Origin of the sequence: Pseudomonas sp. EL_65y_Pfl1_R83, assembly GCF_963970695.1 — a bacterium.
Classification (GTDB): Bacteria; Pseudomonadota; Gammaproteobacteria; order Pseudomonadales; family Pseudomonadaceae; genus Aquipseudomonas; species Aquipseudomonas tritici.
The window spans coordinates 84,543-103,079 of sequence record NZ_CAXAQI010000014.1 but is presented as its reverse complement, the minus strand read 5'-3'; the positions used below and the strand labels follow the sequence as shown (position 1 = coordinate 103,079).

Here is an 18,537-nt window from a genome sequence, read left to right as displayed (position 1 = left end):
TGCCCGCCGCCAACGAAATATTGCAGAGTCTAGGGAGCTAGCTTGTCTACGCCTGTCGAACCCTTGCGTTTGCTGCTGCTGGCCGATGAGCCCGCGTGGGCAGCGTTATTGCGCGAGTGCCTGGCGCCGATGGGCGATGGGGCTGTGCTGATCAGCGCGCCAAACTGGGAGTCCGTGAGTCGTTTGTTCGATGACGACCACAGCGCCGTGCTATTGACCACGCCCAGCCTGCAACCCGGCCCTGGCCGTTGCAGCCTGCCGTGCGTGTTGCTGCTGGAGCAAGAGCCCCTGGTGTCGCCCCTTGGCGTCAGCGATTGGCTGGTCAGTAATGTATTGGACGCCGATACACTGCGCCGCTGCCTGCGCCACGTTCGCGAGCGCGGGCTGCTGGAAAATACCTTGCAGCGCCTGGCCGAACAGGACCCGCTCACCGGCATTGCCAACCGCCAGGGCTTCCAGACCCTGCTGGCGGCGCGGCTGGCCGAGAATGAGGGGCGCGGCCTGGCCCTCGGTCACCTGGACCTCGACAACTTCCGGCACGCCAACGATGCCCTCGGGCACCAGGCTGGCGACCGGCTGATCCTGCAAGTGGTCTCACGGCTCAAGAGCCAGCTTGAGGTCGGAGACCAATTAGCGCGTCTGGGCAGCGACGAATTCGCCCTGCTGATCGACACCCGCCGTGCACCCCAGCGTGCCGAGTGGATGGCCGAGCGCATCACTGAAGTCATGGCCGAACCTTACTGGGTGGATGGCGAAAGCTTACTGATCGGTTGCAGCCTGGGTGTGGCGCATGCTCGGGCTCGCGCCGGTGCCGACCCGCTGATGTGGCACGCCCATATCGCCATGCAGCAAGCCAAAAGCACCCAGGGCTGCACCTTTCATATCTTCAACGAACGCATCAACCGCAACGCGCGCAGCCTGGCCGACCTGGAAAGCGAGCTGCGCCGCGCCTTGCGTCGTGATGAACTGGAGCTGCATTACCAGCCGCGCCTGGACCTGGACGACGGGCACATCGTCGGCCTGGAAGCCCTGGTGCGCTGGCGTCATGGCGAGCGGGGCCTGTTGCCGCCGAGTGAATTCGTACCGTTGGCCGAGCAAAGCGGCTTGATCGTGCCGCTGGGCTACTGGGTGATTTCCCGAGCCCTGCGCGACATGCAGGACCTGCGTGAACGCGGCCTGCCGCCGCTGCACATGGCGGTCAATCTGTCGTTTCGCCAGTTTCAGGACAGCCAGTTGCTTTCGACCCTCAGCCGGCTGATTTCCGAGCGTGGTGTGGACGCGCAATGGTTGGAGTTCGAACTGACCGAAACGGCCGTGATGCGTCGCAGTGACCTGGTCAAGCAGACCATGGATGCGCTGGGTCGCCTTGGCGTGCGGTTTTCCCTGGACGATTTCGGCACCGGTTTCTCGTCGTTCGTGCACCTCAACAGCCTGCCGATTGCCTTGTTGAAGATCGACAAGAGCTTTGTCGGTGGGATGGAAGAGCGTGAAGAAAACCGCAAATTGGTGCACGCCATGATCAACCTGGCCCACAACCTCAACCTGGAAGTGGTTGCCGAGGGGGTGGAAACGCCTGAGCAGCTAGCGTTGTTGCGGCTGTTTGGGTGTGACCAGGCGCAGGGTTACCTGATCAGCAAGCCACTGCCATTACCGGAGTTAGTGGATTACCTGACGTTTGGCAAAGGACAGCAGGCTTTGCTGGGTTGAGCTGTAAACCCAATCCAAATGTGGGATTTCTAGTCCGGCTGCATCGCCTGAAATTCAGCGCGAACCTCCGGCTCCCGCCGAATCATCCGCTTCATCTTCACTTCAAACGCCCATGTCAGGCTGACCGCCGCACACGCCAGGCCCAGCGCCAAACCCCACCACACGCCGGTCGGCCCCCAGCCCAGGGTGAAGGCCATCAGCCAGGCCGAAGGCGCACCGATCAGCCAGTAGCAGCCGAGGCCGACCAGGAAGGTGGTCTTGGCATCTTTCAACCCGCGAATACAGCCCATGGCGATGGTTTGTACGCCATCGAACAACTCGAACCAGGCCGCGACGGCCAACAGGCTGACGGCCAACACGATCACGTCGTGAAACGCCGGGTCGTTATGGTCGAGGAACAGCCCGATCAGCGGGTCGGAGAATAGCCAGAACACCAGCGCAAATCCCAGCATCACGGCAGCACCAAAGCTGATCCCGACGCGACCGGCCATACGCGCCTGCAGCAACTGACCTGCGCCGTAATGTTGGCCGATGCGCATGGTGACCGCGTAGGACATCCCCGCCGGCACCATGAACGCCACCGAGACGATCTGAAGCGCGATCTGATGCGCCGCCAACTGTGTGCTGCCCATGGTGCCCATGCACAGCGCCGCAAAGGCAAACAAACCGACTTCCACCGCGTAGGTGCCCCCAATCGGCAGGCCCAGGCGCCACAGCTCGCGCAGATATTGAGTGTTGAGGCGCAGCAGGCCGTTGCTCAGCGGATAGGCGGCATAGGTGCGGTTTTGGTGGATGTACCACATCAACGCCAGTGCCATCCCGTTGGCGACGATGGCCGTGACCAGCCCGATGCCCATGAGGCCGAGCTTCGGCAGGCCGAACATGCCTTCGATCAGTGCATGGTTGAGCAGGTAGTTGGCCACCGCGCCGCCGAGGCTGATCACCATTACCGGCGTCGCCTTGCCTATCGCGCTGGTGAAGCCGCGCAGGGCCATGAAACTCAGGAAGCCGGGTAGGGCGAACGGCAAAATCGTCAGGAATTGCCCGGCCGAGTGCACATTGGTTTCGGTCTGGCCAAACAACAGCAGCAGCGGTTTGAGGTTCCACAGCAACAGGCCGGCCGCCAAAGCCATCAGCCAAGCCAGCCATAGCCCGGCCTGGGTCAGCCGAGTGGCGCCTTCGATATCGCCCGCGCCGTGACGAATAGCCACCAGCGTACCCACGGCGGCGATCACGCCGATGCAGAAAATCGACACGAACGAATAGCTCGCCGCACCCAGGCCGCCACCGGCCAGCGCTTCGGGGCTGAGACGGGCCATCATCAGGGTGTCGGTCAGCACCATCAGCATGTGCGCCAACTGTGAGGCAATCAACGGCCCCGATAGCCGCAGAATGGCCCAGAGTTCGGTACGCGCCGGATGCTGCATGATCATCACGCTCGAAAAGTCAGAGGGGTGGGGAAGGGTTGATTCTCGGCGCTCTCCGGCCGTTGCACAAAGGGATAAATGCGATCGTTAGCATGACTAATACTCATGGTAGGGTGCGGCATTGCCTTGTAGGAGCTTCCCTATGTCGCGTCGTCTTCCTCCGCTTTATGCCTTGCGCGCATTTGAAGCCGCGTCACGGCACAACTCCTTTACCCGCGCGGCAGAGGAGCTTTCGATTACGCAAAGTGCCGTGAGCAGACATATCCGCACGCTGGAAGAGCATTTCGCCTGCCGCCTGTTCCAGCGCAGTGGGCGCACCTTGCAACTCACCGAAGCCGCGCGCCTGCTATTGCCCGGTGTCCGTGAGGGTTTCGCCGCGCTGGAACGGGCCTGCCATACCCTGAACGCCGAAGATGACATCCTGCGCATGAAGGCACCGTCGACCCTGACCATGCGTTGGCTGTTGGCGCGGCTCAGTCGCTTTCGCGCATTGCAGCCGGGCAATGAAGTGCAATTGACCAGCGCCTGGATGAACATCGACGAAGTGGATTTCAATCAGGAGCCGTTCGATTGCGCGGTACTGCTGAGTAACGGCCACTTCCCGGCAGATTGGGAGGCGTGTTACCTGTTTCCCGAAATGCTGATACCGGTCGGCGCCCCCAACCTGCTGAACGACGGCCCTTGGGATGTGGCACGGCTGGCAACCGCCGAGCTGCTGCATCCGACGCCAGATCGTCGTGACTGGCGTTACTGGTTGGAGCGCATGAGGTTGTCATCCGAAGTGTCGCTCAAGGGCGGCCAGGTATTCGATACCCTCGAGCTGGGCATGATCGCTGCCGCACGGGGTTATGGTGTGTCGATGGGCGACTTGCTGATGGTGGCCGAAGATGTGGCCCAAGGGCGGCTGAGCTTGCCCTGGCCAACCGCCGTGGCCAGTGGCGAAAATTACTACCTGGTGTGGCCGAAAACCCGTCCCGGTGGCGAGCGTTTGCGGCGCTTGGCGGAGTTTCTGCAGGCGGAAGTCAAGGCGATGGAATTGCCTCGGGTCGAATGCCTCGATTAAGGGATGGCAAACCTTTCGTGCAATCGTTTGCGCGATACCCCTGTAGATCGCTCAAGTATTGTCTCGGCCTGCCGAAGTAGGTGTGTTGGAACAATCGTGCACAACGTTCCCCACCAGATAATTTGCCGAGCAGTGCTATGAGATCAGGATGATCCTGGCCTCGGCCAGGAGCCTTTATGTCTCAACCTCGCGCCCGGATAGCCTCACAGTTAGGTATCGCTTTAGCCTTGATTCTGGCTGTCGCCATTGGTGGCAGCACTGTCTTTGCCCTGCGCTCCCTCGACTCAGCCAACCTCGATACCCGCGAGGAACACTTGGCCAGTGAAGCGCGGCTGCTCGCCGACCAACTCAACACGTTCCACAGCACGCTGCGTGAGAGCACCGAGCGCCTGACCGGGCTGTTCGAGAAGCGCTTCAGTGCCGGTTTGAGCGTACGGGCCGATCAACCCGTCGCGGTCGCTGGTGTACAGACGCCAAGCTTGTACTTGGGCAGCGATCTACTGAACAACAACTTCGATGAAGTGGACAAGTTCAAGCAGATGTCAGGTGGTGTGGCCACGGTATTTGTGCGCAGCGGCGACGACTTCATCCGTGTCAGCACCTCCCTGGCCAAGCAGGATGGCAATCGCGCCATTGGCACTGTGCTTGACCGCAATGCGCCGGCCTATTCGCGTGTGTTCAGTGGGCAAACCTACATCGGCCGAGCGGTGTTGTTCGATCGCTCCTACATGACTCAATACAGCCCGGTGCGCGACGCCAGCGGCAAAGTCATCGCGGTGCTGTTCATCGGCTTTGACTATACCGACGCCCAGAACGTGCAGTTCGAGAACCTCAAACGCTTCCGTATCGGTAAGACCGGTTCCCTGGCCTTGCTGGATGAGCAGAAGCGCTGGCTGGTGCCGCCGGCTGGCGTGCAGGCGCTGGATCAAGCAGTGCCCGTCATGTTGGACCTGGCTAAGACGCCAAGTGTCGGCCGCTTTTGGGCTGACAAAAACGAAGACTTCTACAGCGTGTCGGTGCCCTTCGAAGGCGGGCCGTGGGCCGTGGTTGCGAGCATGCCCAAAGCCGAGATTCGCTCGGTGACGTGGGAAGTCGGCATCCGCCTGGTGATTGGCAGCGTGCTGGCGATGCTGCTGGCAGTGGGCGCAACCGTCTGGCTGCTGCGCAGCAAACTGGCGCCACTGGGCGACCTGGTGCGCCAGGCCGAAGCCTTGGGCGCGGGTGATTTGAGCGCACGCCTGAATGTGTCCAGCCATGATGAAATCGGCCAGCTAGCGCGCAGTTTCAACCAGATGGGTGAAGCGCTGTCGACCATGGTCTCGCATATCCGCAACGCCGCCGGAGAGGTCAACAGCCGCGCCCAGGCGTTGTCCGGTTTGTCCGGTGGTGCCTATGAAGGCATGGAGCAGCAGTCCGGCGAGATCACCAGCATGGCCGGCGCGGTAGAAGAGTTCAGCGCCACCTCGCTGAACATCGCCGACAACATGGGCGCCACCGAGCGCCTGGCCCAGGAAAACGCTCAGCAGACCCGCATCGGCCGTAACTCGATGCAAGAGGCATCGTCGTCCCTGGAGCACATCGCCACCGCCCTCAACAGCACGGCCACGGTGATCAACACCCTGGGCCAGCGCTCCCAGGAAATTGGGGGGATCGTCGGGGTGATTACGTCGATCGCCGATCAGACCAACCTGCTGGCACTCAACGCGGCTATCGAGGCCGCACGGGCCGGTGAGCAAGGGCGTGGTTTTGCCGTTGTCGCCGATGAAGTACGCAACTTGGCGTCGCGCACCCGAGAGGCTACGGACGAGATCTCTGGGATGATCCAGAGTATCCAGCAAGAAACCGGCAATGCCATCAGCACCATGGAAGACGGTAACGTGCTGATGCAGGAAGGTCTGTCGCGTAACGCCGACGTGGCTTCAGCCCTGGCGCGTATCGACGAACAAAGCCGTTCGGCCGGTGAGCAGTTCGCTGCGATCACCACCGCCACCCAGGAACAGAGCAGCACCGCGACCTTGCTTAGCAGCAACTTGCAAAGCATTGCGCTGGCCAACAGTGAGCAGCGTGAAGTGGTGTCGAACCTGGCAGTTACCGCCAAGGAACTGGAGACGCTGGCGGCGGGTTTGCGGCATGAGGTGGATCGGTTCCGCTGAAACTCCGCAGATCAATTGTGGGACCTGGCGTGTGTGGGAGCAGGGCTCGACAGCTGCTACGCACGTTCAACCTTGAAGATCTATAGGTGTCGAAGGCAGGCCAGCTCCCCTGTTTGATTATGTGCACGGCTCAGGTGATCGCTGCCGGCCGGTATTGCAGGGCCTCTTTAAGGTGATCGCGCGAAATGGCGACCGCTTGCTCCAGATCTGCCAAGGTGCGCGCCACCTTCAGCAATCGATGGGCTGCACGCAGCGACAGCGTCAGACGCTCGCAAGCGGTCTCCAGCCAGCCCTCATCGACCTTGGTCAGCTTGCAATGCTTGCGTAGCCCCGGCAGATCAAGAAACGCGTTGGCACACCCCTGGCGTTTTTGCTGATGCTCTCGGGCCTGGGCGACCAGCGCCGATGCATGAGCAGTTGTGTCGCCAGCTTGGCGGATTGGGTTCAGCGCAGTCGTTTCCCGTGCCACCGTCAGGTGCAAGTCAATCCGGTCCAGCAATGGCCCGGAGAGTTTGTTGCGGTAACGCTGGATCTGCTCCGGCGTACAACGACAACGCCCGCTGGGTTCGCCCAAGTAGCCGCAAGGGCAGGGGTTCATGGCGGCCACAAGTTGAAAACGCGCCGGGAAACTCACGCGGTCGCGAGCGCGGGAAATCACGATATGGCCAGACTCCAACGGCTCTCGCAGCACCTCCAGCACCTTACGGTCAAACTCCGGCAACTCATCTAGGAACAACACACCATGATGGGCCAGGGTGATCTCCCCTGGTTGCGGTTTTGATCCGCCGCCCACCAGCGCCGGGCCTGAGGCCGAGTGATGTGGCTGGCGAAACGGCCGATGCGGCCAATGACTCAGCGGGGCCAGGCTGACCACGGACTGAATCGCTGCAACCTCCAAGGCTTCCTGCTCACTCAAGGGTGGCAACAATCCAGGCAGACGACTGGCGAGCAACGTTTTACCGGTACCAGGCGGGCCGCTGAACAACAAGTTATGCGCCCCCGCCGCCGCTATCAGTAACGCCCGCTTGGCCGCCAATTGGCCTTGTACTTCACTCAGGTCGGGATAGGGTTTATTCAAGTACAGCAAGCCATCGGACTTGTACGGCTCAATCGGCTGATGCCCATTCAGGTGCGCGACCACCTGAAGCAAATGGTCCACTGCGATCACTTTCAACCCCGACGCCAGGCACGCCTCTTCGGCATTCGCCCTGGGCACTATCACGGTACGCCCGGCCTTGCGCGCCGCCAGCGCCGCCGGTAACACGCCTTTCACGGCGCGTACTTCCCCGGACAGCGCCAACTCCCCCAGGCATTCCACGTCATCGAGCATCAACGCCGGCACCTGCACACTGGCTGCCAGGATGCCCAGGGCAATCGCCAGATCAAAACGCCCGCCGTCCTTGGGCAGGTCGGCGGGCGCGAGGTTGAGGGTGATGCGCCGGGCCGGGTATTGCAGGGCGGAGTTGAGGATAGCGCTGCGCACGCGGTCCTTGCTTTCCTTGACCGCCGTTTCCGGCAGGCCCACCAGCGTCAGGGACGGCAAACCATTGGCCATATGCACTTCAACGGTGACGGCGGGGGCTTCGACGCCAATCTGGGCGCGGCTGTGGACGATCGCGAGGGACATGCTCGTTCCTTGAATGGGAGGCCGCTTCCTGCGGTTTTTCAAGGGTAGACGAGGGATGGCAGGGGTAAGGGATCAGACTTTTACAGGACGTATCAACGCGCAAAGGCGTCGGGATATTTATCCAGGTAAGCATCGCTGAGTTGTGTGTCGGGGGAGCGCATGACTCTGCGCAAGTCGGGAATCAGGAACACCAGCGGCGACAGCCCCAGCACCATCGCACCCAGTGACGTGATGGTCAGTGCGACACCGAGGTGAGCGATCAGGCCGTTCACGGCAAAACTGCCCAGCGGGCTGGCGGCTGCGGAGAGGAAGGACACGGTGGCAAAGATCCGATTGCGATGCTGCTTGGGTGTCGCCAGCAACCTGACGGCAGAGGTAGGAATGTTTATCAGCATCAGGCCTACCCCGCCGCAGAAAAACGCCAGCGGTACCTCGAATATCGACGAGAGCGTGCCTGCCACCCACAGATTGCCTCCCAACAGTGCCGCTCCCAGCATCGCAAAACAGTCGACGGTAAAAGTCAGCAGGGTTCCAAAACCGAAAATCAGCGCGCTGGCGATGACGGGGCCAAGCAAGTTGGCAATGGACGACAGCATGCTTTTGGTGCGAACGGCGAGCGAGACCTGATCGGCGCCTGCGAACAACGGAATAATCGACGATTGCAGCGGGTCGAGCACGCCGGCGACGGCACTGCCGATCAGCATCAGGGCGCCGACGCTCCACGGGTTGAACAACTGCGTAGCGGACAGCACAACCATCAGCAGCGCGGTCAGCACGCTTGTCAGGGAGGCCAGCTTGAGGATCAGAATCTTGTTGTACTTGTCACCCAGCCATCCCAGCAGTGGCCGGGCGAGCACTTCCGCCGCGATTGAACAGGCGATCATGTTGGCGAAGGCGAGGGCGGAGCCGATTTCCTGCAAGGCCCACCACGCCACAGCAAGCTGGTTGCAGCGTCCACCGAGCACGACCAGCAAAAAGCTGAATTGTATTTTCAGCAGGCGCCGGTCAAGGGCGGGTAAGCCCCACATGGAGGGTTTGATGCCGGTTATTCGCCCGCTGGCGTCAACCGTGCTTCCAACTCCGCGACTTTAGCCTCCAGGCTCTCCAATCGCGCACGCGTGCGGGCAAGCACCACCATCTGGCTATCGAACTCTTCCCGGCTGACCAGATCAAGTTTGCTGAAGCCGCTTTGCAGCAATGCCTTGAATTGGCTTTCGATCTCATTGCGAGGCAGCGGGGTATCGCCGTTGAACAAGCGGGAGGCGTGGCCGCTCAGGGCGTCGAGGAGGTCTTTGGGCGCGAGCATGGGAAATATTCCGGAAAACTGTTGGCCGCCAGTGTATCACGCAGCGTCTATAGTCTTTTTCATGGCGGCGCACGCACGCTTTTCGCGCAGGGGGCTGGGCGCTGGCGCACTGTTTTTGTGCGCATTGCCGCCGCCATTAGGCCCAGCAGGTGGACATAAGTGGTCAAAGGACTGATTTCAGTCATTTTTACGGAGCTGGCAAGGTTTCTGCTTAGACGATCATGACCCATGCACTGATGCAGTCGCTGTGACGAATGCAGTGCGCCGACGGATCAGGGGTACAGGTTTCGTCACCAGTGGTTCGCTGGCGTCGCAAAGGCAAATGCCGAGGCGACGACGCGTTACAAAGCCAGGCACTGCGCTTAGACTTGAGACGGGTTTGTTTTCCTGGGGCAAGTCCACCAATTCGGGAGAGAGTTTTCATGAAGCTAGTCACTGCCATCATCAAGCCGTTCAAGTTGGACGATGTACGCGAGTCGTTGTCCGAGATCGGCGTGCAGGGCATTACCGTTACTGAGGTCAAAGGCTTCGGTCGGCAGAAGGGTCACACCGAGCTGTATCGCGGCGCGGAATACGTGGTCGATTTCCTGCCAAAGGTGAAGATTGATGTCGCCATTGACGACAAGGATCTTGACCGGGTTATCGAGGCGATAACCAAGGCTGCCAACACCGGCAAGATCGGTGACGGCAAGATCTTCGTGGTCAATCTGGAACAGGCTATTCGCATCCGTACCGGCGAAACCGATACCGACGCAATCTAAGCCGCCAAACCCCAACGCCCCAGGAGAAAACAATATGACTCTGCGTAAATTCGCAGGGCTCGGAGCCCTGTTGTCCATCGTAATGCCAAGCCTGGCCATGGCGGCAGACGAAGTGGCGGCTCCAGTCCTCAATTCCGGTGACACCGCGTGGATGCTTACGTCCACCGCGCTGGTGCTGTTCATGACCATTCCAGGCCTGGCGCTGTTCTACGGCGGTATGGTGCGCTCCAAAAACATTCTTTCCGTGATGATGCAGTGCTTTGCCATCACCGGCCTGATCAGCATCCTGTGGGTCGTCTACGGCTACAGCATCGCGTTTGATACGACCGGGATGGAGCAGGGCGTCGTCAACTTCAACTCCTTCTTCGGCGGCATGGGCAAGGCGTTCCTGGCGGGCGTTACCCCGGCCAGCATCACCGGGCCTGCGGCACTGTTTCCGGAAGCCGTGTTCATCACCTTCCAGATGACGTTCGCCATCATCACCCCGGCGCTGATCGTCGGTGCCTTCGCCGAGCGCATGAAGTTCTCCGCGATGCTGATCTTCATGGCTATCTGGTTCACCCTGGTCTATGCGCCAATCGCGCACATGGTCTGGAGCGGTAACGGTGGGCTGTTGTGGGACTGGGGCGTGCTGGACTTCGCTGGCGGCACCGTGGTGCACATCAACGCCGGTGTGGCTGGTCTGGTGGCGTGCATCGTGCTCGGCAAGCGCAAAGGTTTCCCGACCACCCCAATGGCACCGCACAACCTGGGTTACACCCTGATCGGCGCGGCCATGCTGTGGGTGGGCTGGTTCGGCTTCAACGCCGGTTCCGCTGCTGCCGCCAACGGCACCGCCGGCATGGCGATGCTGGTTACCCAGATCGCTACCGCTGCTGCGGCGCTGGGCTGGATGTTCGCTGAGTGGATCACCCACGGTAAGCCAAGCGCACTGGGTATCGCCTCGGGCGTAGTGGCTGGCTTGGTTGCAGTTACCCCAGCTGCCGGCACTGTCGGCCCGATGGGTGCCCTGGTGATCGGTCTGGTCGCCGGTGTGATCTGCTTCTTCTGCGCCACCAGCCTCAAGCGCAAGCTGGGCTACGACGACTCCCTGGACGCGTTCGGCGTGCACGGTATCGGCGGTATCGTCGGCGCAATCCTCACCGGTGTGTTTGCAGCCCCGGCACTGGGCGGCTTCGGCACCGTGACTGACGTGGCTGCACAGGTCTGGATCCAGTGCAAAGGTGTAGGTTTCACCGTGATCTACACAGCTATCGTGACCTACATCATCCTCAAGGTGCTGGACATGGTCATGGGCTTGCGGGTGACCGAAGAGGAAGAGGCTGTCGGCCTCGACCTGGCGCAACACAACGAGCGCGGTTACAACTTGTAATTACGCGAAAAAAGATGCCCGGCTTGCCGGGCATTTTTTTGCCTGGAGTTTGTCAGTCATACCAAGCTGTACCGGTTTTTACGCAGCGTTTGTGATGGGATACACACGGCGCTTTTCAGCGTGCCAATGTCTTACAGGCATGTAGGCGTATTCGGCACTTTGTTTTTTCCCAGAGCGCGCTAGAATGCGCGCCGATGGGCGGAGAACTGTATGTGGCAACAGACCTTGATTACCCTGCGGCCCAAGCCCCGGGGCTTTCACCTGGTGACCGATGAGTTGCTGGCCGGCTTGCCTGAATTGAAGGCCTGTCGCGTGGGCTTGTTGCATTTGTGGCTGCAGCACACCTCGGCCTCGTTGACCATCAACGAGAATGCCGATCCGGCGGTTCGCCGTGACTTCGAACGTTTTTTCAACTCGCTGGTGCCGCAAGGGCGTGCAGGGTTCGAACACAACGACGAAGGTCCGGATGACCTGCCGGCGCATTTCAAGGCCAGTCTCCTGGGCTGCCAGCTGAGTTTGCCGGTGCAGGCCGGCCGCTTGGCGATAGGGACCTGGCAAGGTGTTTATCTGGGCGAGCACCGTGATCATGGCGGTGCTCGTAAAGTCCTCGCCACCTTGCACGGTGATGGGGCGTAAGCCACTGGTTATCCGGTGGATGTTGATTTTTTTCCGGCAGCCGTCGACAGAAGGTGAAGCTGGGCTATAACTAATCTGCTTTTCGCAAGTCATGAGGTAGAACATGAGCGACGATGATCTGGAAAACGACGAACTCGAAGTAGGTGACGACGAGACCGAGGAAGGTCTTGAAGCGGCAGTCGAAGACGTTGCTGACGAAGGTGATGACGGTGGCGATGACGCACCTGTCAAAGCAGCCAAGGGCAAAGCCAAGGCAGCTGTGTCGGTAGATGAATTGCCAAGCGTTGAAGCCAAGAACAAAGAGCGCGATGCCCTGGCCCGTGCGATGGAAGAATTCCTCGCTAAAGGCGGCAAAGTGGTCGAAGTCGAGGCTAACGTGGTGGCAGACCCGCCGAAGAAGCCTGATAACAAGTACGGCAGCCGGCCTATCTAGGGTCAATTGCATGCTTGCGTGAAAAGCCCGCCGTCGCTGCGGGTTTTTTCATGGGTGGAATAAATTCGCGGCCTGCCGTAATACTCTGTGGGAGCGGGCAAGCCAGCTCCCACATTCGGCTCTGTGCTAGTTCCAGCTATCCAGCAATGCTGGCAACTCCGTCAGGCTACGAATCTGCGCATCCGGGCGTTTTTCCCCCTCCCACACCTTGCCTGTCGGATTGAACCACACCGCCCGAAGCCCCGCCTGCTGTGCGCCGGCAATGTCATCCCCTGGATGATCGCCAATATGCACCGCTGCGCTGGCGTCCACGCCACCGCGCTGCAACGCTTCCTGAAACAATCGCGCATCCGGCTTGGCGATACCTATGTCTTCGGCACGCAGCGCAAAGTGGAAATAATCCGCCAAGCCCACCCGCTGCACATCGGCATTGCCGTTGGTGATCACCCCCAGCAGAAAGTGCTGGCGCAGCGCTTGCAGCATCGGCTCGGCTTCGGGGAATGGGGTGATCTGGTGCCGCGCATGGATGAAGGCTTCGAAACACACGTCCGCCATCTCCGTGGCCTCAGGCTGTGGATAACCGGCCTCTTCAAATGCATGCATCAACACCCGCTGGCGCAGGAGGCTGATACGGTGTTTCAGCTCAGGATAACGCTCCAGCACCTGTTGGCGCAGAGTGGCGAAATGCTCCAGAGGCAGGTCGCCGACCTTGGACGCGTGGGTGGCCAGCCATTCGCGCATCGACGCTTCGGCGCTGATGATGACCGGTACGTTGTCCCAGAGCGTGTCGTCCAGGTCGAAGGTGATCAGCTTGATACTCATGAGTCGCCGCCCTTGATGCGTTTGGCCCGTGGATGGGCGCTGTCGTACACCGTTGCCAAGTGTTGGAAATCCAGATGGGTGTAGATCTGCGTGGTCTTGATGTCAGAGTGGCCGAGCAGCTCTTGAACTGCGCGCAAGTCTTGAGACGATTCCAGCATATGGCTGGCAAAGGAGTGTCGCAGCATGTGTGGGTGCAGGTTTTGCCCCAATTCGCGCTCACCCGCCGCCTTGACCCGCACTTGAATCGCCCGTGGCCCCAGGCGGCGGCCTTGCTGGCTGACAAACACCGCGTCGTCCGCCGGGTTGGTCAACAGGCGCAGCGGTAGCCACAACTGCAAGGCTTCCCGCGCTTTGCGGCCTACGGGCAGCACTCGGGTCTTGCTGCCCTTGCCGAGCACTTGCACCAGGCCGTCGGCGAGGTCGAGTTGATCCAGGTTCAGGCCGGTCAGCTCCGAGAGGCGCAAGCCTGAGGAATAGAACAGCTCCAGGATCGCCTGGTCGCGATGGGCCAGGAAGTCATCCTCGACGGCACCATCGAGCAGTTGCAGGGCGCGGTCGGTGTCCAGGGTCTTGGGCAGGCGCCGTTCGCCCTTGGGGGGCGACAGGCCATTGGCCGGGTCGTGGTCGCACAGGCCTTCACGGTTCAGATAATGATAAAGCCCGCGGACGGCCGAGAGCAGGCGCGACAGGCTGCGCGAAGATTGGCCCGCCTGGTGCAGGCGCGCGACCAGGCTGCGCAGGCTCTGGATATCCAGGGCCTTCCAGCTGCTGATCTGTTGTTTTTCGCAGTACGCCAGGACCTTGTTCAAGTCCCGCCGGTAAGCTTCCAGGGTGTGAGGCGACACCTGGCGCTCGTTGCGCAGGTGAGCGCAGTAAGCGTCCAGTTGCCGTTCCATGGCTAGCGCACCGCGCGCAGGGCGGTGGTGAAGCGCGGCAAGACGCGGCCCAATACTTCGGCGATGTAGGTCAAAAACAGCGTGCCTACTGAGCTCTTGTAGTGCTGAGGGTCGCGACTGGCGATCGCCAGCACGCCGTGCAAGCCTTGATGGCTGAGGGCGACCACAGCGGTGGAGCCGATCTGCTGGCGCTGTTCGGCGCCAAACAGGAAGTCCAGCTCATGCTCGCGCAAGGTGCCGCTGATGGTCTTGCCTTCGGAGAGCAGGCCGCCAATCGCCGTTTGTGCTTCGCTGCCGCTGACCCAACGACCTACCGGCATCGGGTTGTCGCTGAACAGGATCAGGCTGACAAAGGGCACCTGGAAGTCCTGGCGCAGGCTGTCTTCCACGGCGATCACCGTTTCTTCCAGGCTGGTGGCGTCCATCAGCGTAAGAATAAGGCGGCGAGTCTTGTCGAACAGGCGGTCGTTGTCGCGGGCGACGTCCATCAGGTGCGAAAGCTTGTGGCGCATTTCGATATTGCGCTCACGCAGGATCTTCATCTGCCGCTCCACCAGCGACACGGTGTCGCCGCGCTGGTGGGGGATGCGCAGGGCCGGCAGCAGTTCTTCGTGTTCGACGAAGAAGTCCGGATTAGCCTCAAGGTACGCCGCGACGGCAGCGGCCTCCAGGCTGTCGCTCGGGGTAGCGTGTGCGGGTACTTGAGGCTTATCGGTCATTGGCTTGGCTCACTCATAGACGGACCTGTCCTTCGTATACGCGCGAAGCCGGCCCGGTCATCATCACCGGGTGGCCAGGGCCTGCCCACTCGATGGACAAACGTCCACCGGGCAGGTCGATCAACAGCGGCGAATCCATCCACCCCTGGCTGATCGCGGCTACGGCAGCGGCGCAGGCGCCAGTGCCGCAGGCCTGGGTTTCGCCGGCGCCGCGTTCCCACACACGCAGTTGCGCGCGGGAACGGTCGATCACCTGTAGGAAGCCCACATTGACCCGTGCCGGAAAGCGCGGGTGGTGTTCGATCTTCGGCCCCAATTCATGCACGTGCGCAGTGTTGATGTCGTTGACCCGCAGGACGGCATGGGGGTTTCCCATGGACACGGCGGCCAGGTCGACGATCTTACCGTCGACCTCAACGGCATAGCTGGAGGCTTGCTCGGTGGCTTGGAACGGAATGTCCGCTGGCACCAGGCGTGGCGCGCCCATGTCGACGCTGATCTGGCCGTCGCTGCGGATGTCCAGCTCGATCACGCCGCTTTTTGTCTCAACGCGGATCTGCCGCTTGGCGGTCAGACGCTTGTCCAGCACAAAGCGCGCGAAGCAGCGCGCACCATTGCCGCACTGTTCCACTTCGGAACCGTCGGAGTTGAAGATCCGGTAACGGAAATCCACCTCCGGGTTGGTCGGTGCTTCCACCAGCAGCAATTGGTCGAAACCAACGCCAGTATGACGGTCGCCCCACTGTTTAGCGTGTTTGGGCAGGATGTGCGCGTGCTGGCTGACCAGGTCGAGGACCATGAAATCATTGCCCAGCCCGTGCATCTTGGTAAAACGCAGCAGCATGGCTTACTCCGGCAGCAGGCTTTCGCCAGCATACAACTCGGCTACCGTCTCGCGGCGACGCACTTCAATCGCTTGTTCACCGTCCACCAGCACCTCGGCGGAACGCCCGCGGGTGTTGTAGTTGGAACTCATGACAAACCCGTAGGCACCGGCCGAATGCACGGCCAGCAGATCGCCTTCCTCCAGCGCAAGCTGACGATCCTTGGCCAGGAAGTCGCCGGTTTCGCAGATCGGACCGACAATGTCATAGGCGCGGGCTTCGCTTGCGCGAGGCGTCACGGCGGTGACATTCATCCAGGCCTGGTACAGCGCCGGGCGGATCAAGTCGTTCATCGCCGCGTCGACGATGGCGAAGTCCTTGTACTCGGTGTGCTTGAGGTACTCGACCTGGGTCAGCAGCACGCCTGCGTTGGCGACGATATAACGGCCCGGCTCAAACATCAGGGTCAGGCCGCGACCTTCAGTGCGCTCGCGCACAGCCTGGATGTAATCGCCGATCAGCGGCGGCTCCTCGTCGCGATACTGCACGCCCACACCACCACCCAGGTCGATGTGTTGCAGGTAGATGCCGCACTCGCCGAGGCGGTCGGTCAGCGCCAGCAGGCGGTCGAGCGCATCGAGGAATGGAGGCAGGCTGGTCAGTTGCGAGCCGATATGGCAGTCGACGCCCAATACTTCCAGGTTCGGCAACTGCGCGGCGCGGATGTATACGTCTTCGGCGTCGGCAATGGCGATGCCGAACTTGTTCTCTTTGAGGCCGGTTGAAATGTACGGGTGGGTACCGGCGTCAACGTCCGGGTTGACGCGCAGGGAGATCGGCGCGCGAACACCCAGCTCGGCGGCCACGACTTGCAGGCGCTCCAGCTCGTCGGTGGACTCGACGTTGAAGCAATGCACGCCGACTTCGAGGGCGCGGCGCATGTCTTCGCGGCTTTTGCCTACGCCGGAGAAGACGATCTTGTCAGCCTTGCCACCGGCAGCCAGTACGCGTTCCAGCTCGCCACGGGACACGATGTCGAAACCAGCGCCCAGGCGCGCCAGGACATTCAGTACGCCCAGGTTGGAGTTGGCCTTGACCGCGTAGCACACCAAGTGCGGCACGCCATTCAGTGCGTCGGTGAAAGAGCGGTACTGGGCTTCGATATGAGCACGGGAGTACACATAGGTCGGGGTACCAAAGCGCTGGGCAATCGCGGACAACGCCACGCCTTCCGCGAACAGCTCGCCGTCCCGGTAGTTAAAAGCGTCCATGAGGTTCCCTTAATAGGTATCGTGCTTATGCGCTTTGGCTGGTTTTTGCGACGATTGCGCCTGTTCATTCGGGTCTTTGCTGTCATCGGGCAGGTACAGCGGGCCTTTTTGACCACAGGCACTAACGAGGCAAGCGACCGCGACGAGCGCAGCAAGGGAAGAGATCAGGCGCTTCATGGCGAAATCCTTGAATATGCATTAATTGCGCCCGAGTATACCGACCACCCGCCAGCTTGCCTATGCGCCGGAATACCCGTCTGGCGGGGGGTTGCCGAGATAGTCGAGAAGCGCACTACGCTGTTTGAGGATATTTCACGCCGTCAATCGTGTTGAAATCGGTATCCTTTGCAATCGGCGGGGCTCGCCCGTATCGTGCGGCGCTTGAGCAAAACCAGACACTTTTGAGGTTGCCACAATGAGTTTGACCGAAGCCCGTTTTCACGACCTGGTGGATTCGACCCAGGAGAAGTTGGAAGATATTTTCGACGACAGCGGCCTGGATGTGGACCTTGAAAACTCGGCCGGCGTGCTGACCGTCAAGTTCGAGAATGGCACCCAGTTGATCTTCAGTCGCCAGGAACCGCTGCGCCAGCTGTGGCTGGCTGCGCGTTCCGGTGGTTTTCACTTCGATTTCAACGAAGAAGACCATAACTGGCAGTGCGATAGCAGCGATGAACTGCTCAGCGAAATGCTCGCGCGCCTGGTCTTGGAACAAGCCGGTGCCGATCTGGATTTCGAAGAGATCTGATAGTGAGCCAGCCAGCCCCAGTACGCCCGCCGAAACCGCTGTTCAGCAATGTCAGCCCGGCGGTGCCGTCACCTTGTATCAGTTTGTGTCGCCTGGACGAGCAGAAAGTCTGCCTCGGTTGCTTCCGACACGTGGAAGATATCCGCGAATGGCGCTCTGCCGACGACGCGCGGCGCCGAGTGATCTGTGCTGAGGCTGAGCAGCGCCGGGCCCACGCCTGAGGCCGTCTTGTTTATTTGTGACGCTGTGGTAGTGTCCGGGTACGCCTCAACTCATCGAGGCCCGTGAGAACCCCGCCTTTTCCTGGCGGGGTTTTGCTTTTTTGTGCAGAAAAAAGGAGTCTGCCTGAATCATGACCACCGCACCGTCCATCATCCTCACCCGTCTTGACGTGCAGCGTCTTGAGCAACTGATCGACCGCTTGGGCGACGAGTTTCCCGGTGTCGAAGCGTTGCAACACGAACTCGACCGCGCCGAAGACGTGGTTGGCCACGATGAAGTGCCTGCCAGTGTCGTGACCATGAACGCCAGCGTGCATTGCCGCGAGCAAGGCAGCGGCAAGGACTATCACCTGACCTTGGTTTATCCCAAGGACGCCAACGCCGACGAAGGCAAGATTTCGATCCTGGCGCCGGTGGGCAGTGCGTTGCTTGGCCTGCAAGTGGGCCAGCATATCGACTGGCCGGCACCCGGCGGCAAGACCCTCAAGCTGGAATTGCTCAGCGTGGAAGGCCAGCCCAAAGACGGCGGCCCTTTCTCTCTTTAAAACAGA

Annotated in this window: 20 protein-coding genes; 10 read left to right on the top strand and 10 right to left on the bottom strand. The window is 61.0% G+C overall.

Translation table 11 applies throughout. From position 1 onward, the window contains the following. The first annotated feature begins 42 nt into the window (after positions 1–42). Positions 43–1,707: a putative bifunctional diguanylate cyclase/phosphodiesterase gene (locus AACY08_RS19810; RefSeq protein WP_339471045.1), complete on the top strand. Its 1,665-nt coding sequence runs from the start codon at positions 43–45 to the stop codon at positions 1,705–1,707. Between the two features lie 29 nt (positions 1,708–1,736). Here AACY08_RS19810 and AACY08_RS19805 read toward each other — a convergent pair whose 3' ends face one another. Next, a complete protein-coding gene (locus tag AACY08_RS19805) occupies positions 1,737–3,140 on the bottom strand; it encodes a NorM family multidrug efflux MATE transporter (protein ID WP_339471044.1) in 1,404 nt (467 codons plus the stop codon). A 136-nt stretch (positions 3,141–3,276) separates the two neighbouring features. Here AACY08_RS19805 and AACY08_RS19800 point away from each other — a divergent pair, with 136 nt between their 5' ends. Then, positions 3,277–4,197, top strand: a complete 921-nt coding sequence (locus AACY08_RS19800) for a LysR substrate-binding domain-containing protein (protein ID WP_339415106.1) — start codon at positions 3,277–3,279, stop codon at positions 4,195–4,197. Positions 4,198–4,373: 176 nt separating this feature from the next. Next, entirely contained in the window at positions 4,374–6,350 is a 1,977-nt protein-coding gene (locus AACY08_RS19795) for a methyl-accepting chemotaxis protein (RefSeq protein WP_339471042.1), read from the top strand. Between the two features lie 130 nt (positions 6,351–6,480). On the opposite strand, the gene AACY08_RS19790 is transcribed toward AACY08_RS19795, so the two are convergent. The 3 genes from AACY08_RS19790 to AACY08_RS19780 form a co-directional block, all read right to left on the bottom strand. Then, positions 6,481–7,977, bottom strand: a complete 1,497-nt coding sequence (locus AACY08_RS19790) for a YifB family Mg chelatase-like AAA ATPase (protein ID WP_339471040.1) — start codon at positions 7,975–7,977, stop codon at positions 6,481–6,483. 92 nt (positions 7,978–8,069) lie between these two features. Further along, on the bottom strand, positions 8,070–9,005 hold the full coding sequence (locus tag AACY08_RS19785; protein WP_339471039.1) for an MFS transporter: 936 nt from the start codon (positions 9,003–9,005) through the stop codon (positions 8,070–8,072). A 17-nt stretch (positions 9,006–9,022) separates the two neighbouring features. Continuing rightward, positions 9,023–9,283: an accessory factor UbiK family protein gene (locus tag AACY08_RS19780; protein WP_339415117.1), complete on the bottom strand. Its 261-nt coding sequence runs from the start codon at positions 9,281–9,283 to the stop codon at positions 9,023–9,025. A 422-nt stretch (positions 9,284–9,705) separates the two neighbouring features. On the opposite strand from AACY08_RS19780, the gene glnK reads away from it, so the two are divergent. From glnK to sutA, 4 genes are all read left to right on the top strand, one after another. Beyond that, a complete protein-coding gene (gene glnK / locus AACY08_RS19775) occupies positions 9,706–10,044 on the top strand; it encodes a P-II family nitrogen regulator (RefSeq protein WP_002555808.1) in 339 nt (112 codons plus the stop codon). A gap of 34 nt (positions 10,045–10,078) precedes the next feature. Then, positions 10,079–11,416, top strand: coding sequence for an ammonium transporter (locus tag AACY08_RS19770; RefSeq protein WP_049710955.1), 1,338 nt, complete (start codon positions 10,079–10,081; stop codon positions 11,414–11,416). 210 nt (positions 11,417–11,626) lie between these two features. Beyond that, on the top strand, positions 11,627–12,052 hold the full coding sequence (locus AACY08_RS19765; RefSeq protein WP_339428305.1) for a secondary thiamine-phosphate synthase enzyme YjbQ: 426 nt from the start codon (positions 11,627–11,629) through the stop codon (positions 12,050–12,052). Between the two features lie 103 nt (positions 12,053–12,155). Continuing rightward, positions 12,156–12,485: a transcriptional regulator SutA gene (sutA, locus tag AACY08_RS19760; RefSeq protein WP_339415119.1), complete on the top strand. Its 330-nt coding sequence runs from the start codon at positions 12,156–12,158 to the stop codon at positions 12,483–12,485. Between the two features lie 126 nt (positions 12,486–12,611). Here the strand turns inward: sutA and AACY08_RS19755 are convergent, their stop codons facing one another. Genes AACY08_RS19755 through lptM form a run of 6 tightly spaced genes read right to left on the bottom strand, consistent with a single transcriptional unit; the run spans position 12,612 to position 17,194 of the window. Continuing rightward, the gene (locus AACY08_RS19755; RefSeq protein ID WP_339471038.1) at positions 12,612–13,307 is read right to left on the bottom strand and encodes an HAD family hydrolase; all 696 of its coding nucleotides are present in this window, start codon (positions 13,305–13,307) and stop codon (positions 12,612–12,614) included. Then, on the bottom strand, positions 13,304–14,203 hold the full coding sequence (xerC, locus tag AACY08_RS19750; protein ID WP_049710959.1) for a tyrosine recombinase XerC: 900 nt from the start codon (positions 14,201–14,203) through the stop codon (positions 13,304–13,306). Before xerC ends, AACY08_RS19755 begins: the two co-directional genes overlap by 4 nt. Before the next feature lie 2 nt (positions 14,204–14,205). Next, on the bottom strand, positions 14,206–14,922 hold the full coding sequence (locus tag AACY08_RS19745; protein WP_049710960.1) for a DUF484 family protein: 717 nt from the start codon (positions 14,920–14,922) through the stop codon (positions 14,206–14,208). Between the two features lie 13 nt (positions 14,923–14,935). After that, the gene (gene dapF, locus AACY08_RS19740) at positions 14,936–15,766 is read right to left on the bottom strand and encodes a diaminopimelate epimerase (protein WP_339471036.1); all 831 of its coding nucleotides are present in this window, start codon (positions 15,764–15,766) and stop codon (positions 14,936–14,938) included. A 3-nt stretch (positions 15,767–15,769) separates the two neighbouring features. After that, entirely contained in the window at positions 15,770–17,017 is a 1,248-nt protein-coding gene (lysA, locus tag AACY08_RS19735; RefSeq protein ID WP_339456515.1) for a diaminopimelate decarboxylase, read from the bottom strand. A gap of 9 nt (positions 17,018–17,026) precedes the next feature. Then, the gene (lptM, locus tag AACY08_RS19730) at positions 17,027–17,194 is read right to left on the bottom strand and encodes an LPS translocon maturation chaperone LptM (protein WP_017845169.1); all 168 of its coding nucleotides are present in this window, start codon (positions 17,192–17,194) and stop codon (positions 17,027–17,029) included. A 238-nt stretch (positions 17,195–17,432) separates the two neighbouring features. Here lptM and cyaY point away from each other — a divergent pair, with 238 nt between their 5' ends. The 3 genes from cyaY (at position 17,433) to rnk (ending at position 18,531) form a co-directional block, all read left to right on the top strand. Beyond that, positions 17,433–17,765, top strand: coding sequence for an iron donor protein CyaY (cyaY, locus tag AACY08_RS19725; protein WP_339471035.1), 333 nt, complete (start codon positions 17,433–17,435; stop codon positions 17,763–17,765). Positions 17,766–17,767: 2 nt separating this feature from the next. Beyond that, positions 17,768–17,986: a DUF1289 domain-containing protein gene (locus AACY08_RS19720; RefSeq protein ID WP_082224400.1), complete on the top strand. Its 219-nt coding sequence runs from the start codon at positions 17,768–17,770 to the stop codon at positions 17,984–17,986. A 131-nt stretch (positions 17,987–18,117) separates the two neighbouring features. After that, complete coding sequence (gene rnk, locus AACY08_RS19715; protein WP_314564452.1) at positions 18,118–18,531, top strand: nucleoside diphosphate kinase regulator; 414 nt, start codon at positions 18,118–18,120, stop codon at positions 18,529–18,531. The last annotated feature ends 6 nt before the right edge of the window (positions 18,532–18,537 follow it).

What these genes read in the sequence shown, in the direction of transcription:
- glnK (WP_002555808.1), top strand. Translation starts at nt 9,706, where the DNA reads ATGAAGCTAGTCACTGCCATCATCAAGCCGTTCAAGTTGGACGATGTA.
- AACY08_RS19770 (WP_049710955.1), top strand. Translation starts at nt 10,079, where the DNA reads ATGACTCTGCGTAAATTCGCAGGGCTCGGAGCCCTGTTGTCCATCGTA.
- AACY08_RS19780 (WP_339415117.1), bottom strand. Translation starts at nt 9,283, where the DNA reads ATGCTCGCGCCCAAAGACCTCCTCGACGCCCTGAGCGGCCACGCCTCC.
- lptM (WP_017845169.1), bottom strand. Translation starts at nt 17,194, where the DNA reads ATGAAGCGCCTGATCTCTTCCCTTGCTGCGCTCGTCGCGGTCGCTTGC.
- AACY08_RS19745 (WP_049710960.1), bottom strand. Translation starts at nt 14,922, where the DNA reads ATGACCGATAAGCCTCAAGTACCCGCACACGCTACCCCGAGCGACAGC.
- AACY08_RS19785 (WP_339471039.1), bottom strand. Translation starts at nt 9,005, where the DNA reads ATGTGGGGCTTACCCGCCCTTGACCGGCGCCTGCTGAAAATACAATTC.
- AACY08_RS19800 (WP_339415106.1), top strand. Translation starts at nt 3,277, where the DNA reads ATGTCGCGTCGTCTTCCTCCGCTTTATGCCTTGCGCGCATTTGAAGCC.
- dapF (WP_339471036.1), bottom strand. Translation starts at nt 15,766, where the DNA reads ATGCTGCTGCGTTTTACCAAGATGCACGGGCTGGGCAATGATTTCATG.
- sutA (WP_339415119.1), top strand. Translation starts at nt 12,156, where the DNA reads ATGAGCGACGATGATCTGGAAAACGACGAACTCGAAGTAGGTGACGAC.
- rnk (WP_314564452.1), top strand. Translation starts at nt 18,118, where the DNA reads ATGACCACCGCACCGTCCATCATCCTCACCCGTCTTGACGTGCAGCGT.
- lysA (WP_339456515.1), bottom strand. Translation starts at nt 17,017, where the DNA reads ATGGACGCTTTTAACTACCGGGACGGCGAGCTGTTCGCGGAAGGCGTG.
- AACY08_RS19805 (WP_339471044.1), bottom strand. Translation starts at nt 3,140, where the DNA reads ATGATCATGCAGCATCCGGCGCGTACCGAACTCTGGGCCATTCTGCGG.
- AACY08_RS19765 (WP_339428305.1), top strand. Translation starts at nt 11,627, where the DNA reads ATGTGGCAACAGACCTTGATTACCCTGCGGCCCAAGCCCCGGGGCTTT.
- xerC (WP_049710959.1), bottom strand. Translation starts at nt 14,203, where the DNA reads ATGGAACGGCAACTGGACGCTTACTGCGCTCACCTGCGCAACGAGCGC.
- AACY08_RS19755 (WP_339471038.1), bottom strand. Translation starts at nt 13,307, where the DNA reads ATGAGTATCAAGCTGATCACCTTCGACCTGGACGACACGCTCTGGGAC.
- AACY08_RS19790 (WP_339471040.1), bottom strand. Translation starts at nt 7,977, where the DNA reads ATGTCCCTCGCGATCGTCCACAGCCGCGCCCAGATTGGCGTCGAAGCC.
- AACY08_RS19795 (WP_339471042.1), top strand. Translation starts at nt 4,374, where the DNA reads ATGTCTCAACCTCGCGCCCGGATAGCCTCACAGTTAGGTATCGCTTTA.
- cyaY (WP_339471035.1), top strand. Translation starts at nt 17,433, where the DNA reads ATGAGTTTGACCGAAGCCCGTTTTCACGACCTGGTGGATTCGACCCAG.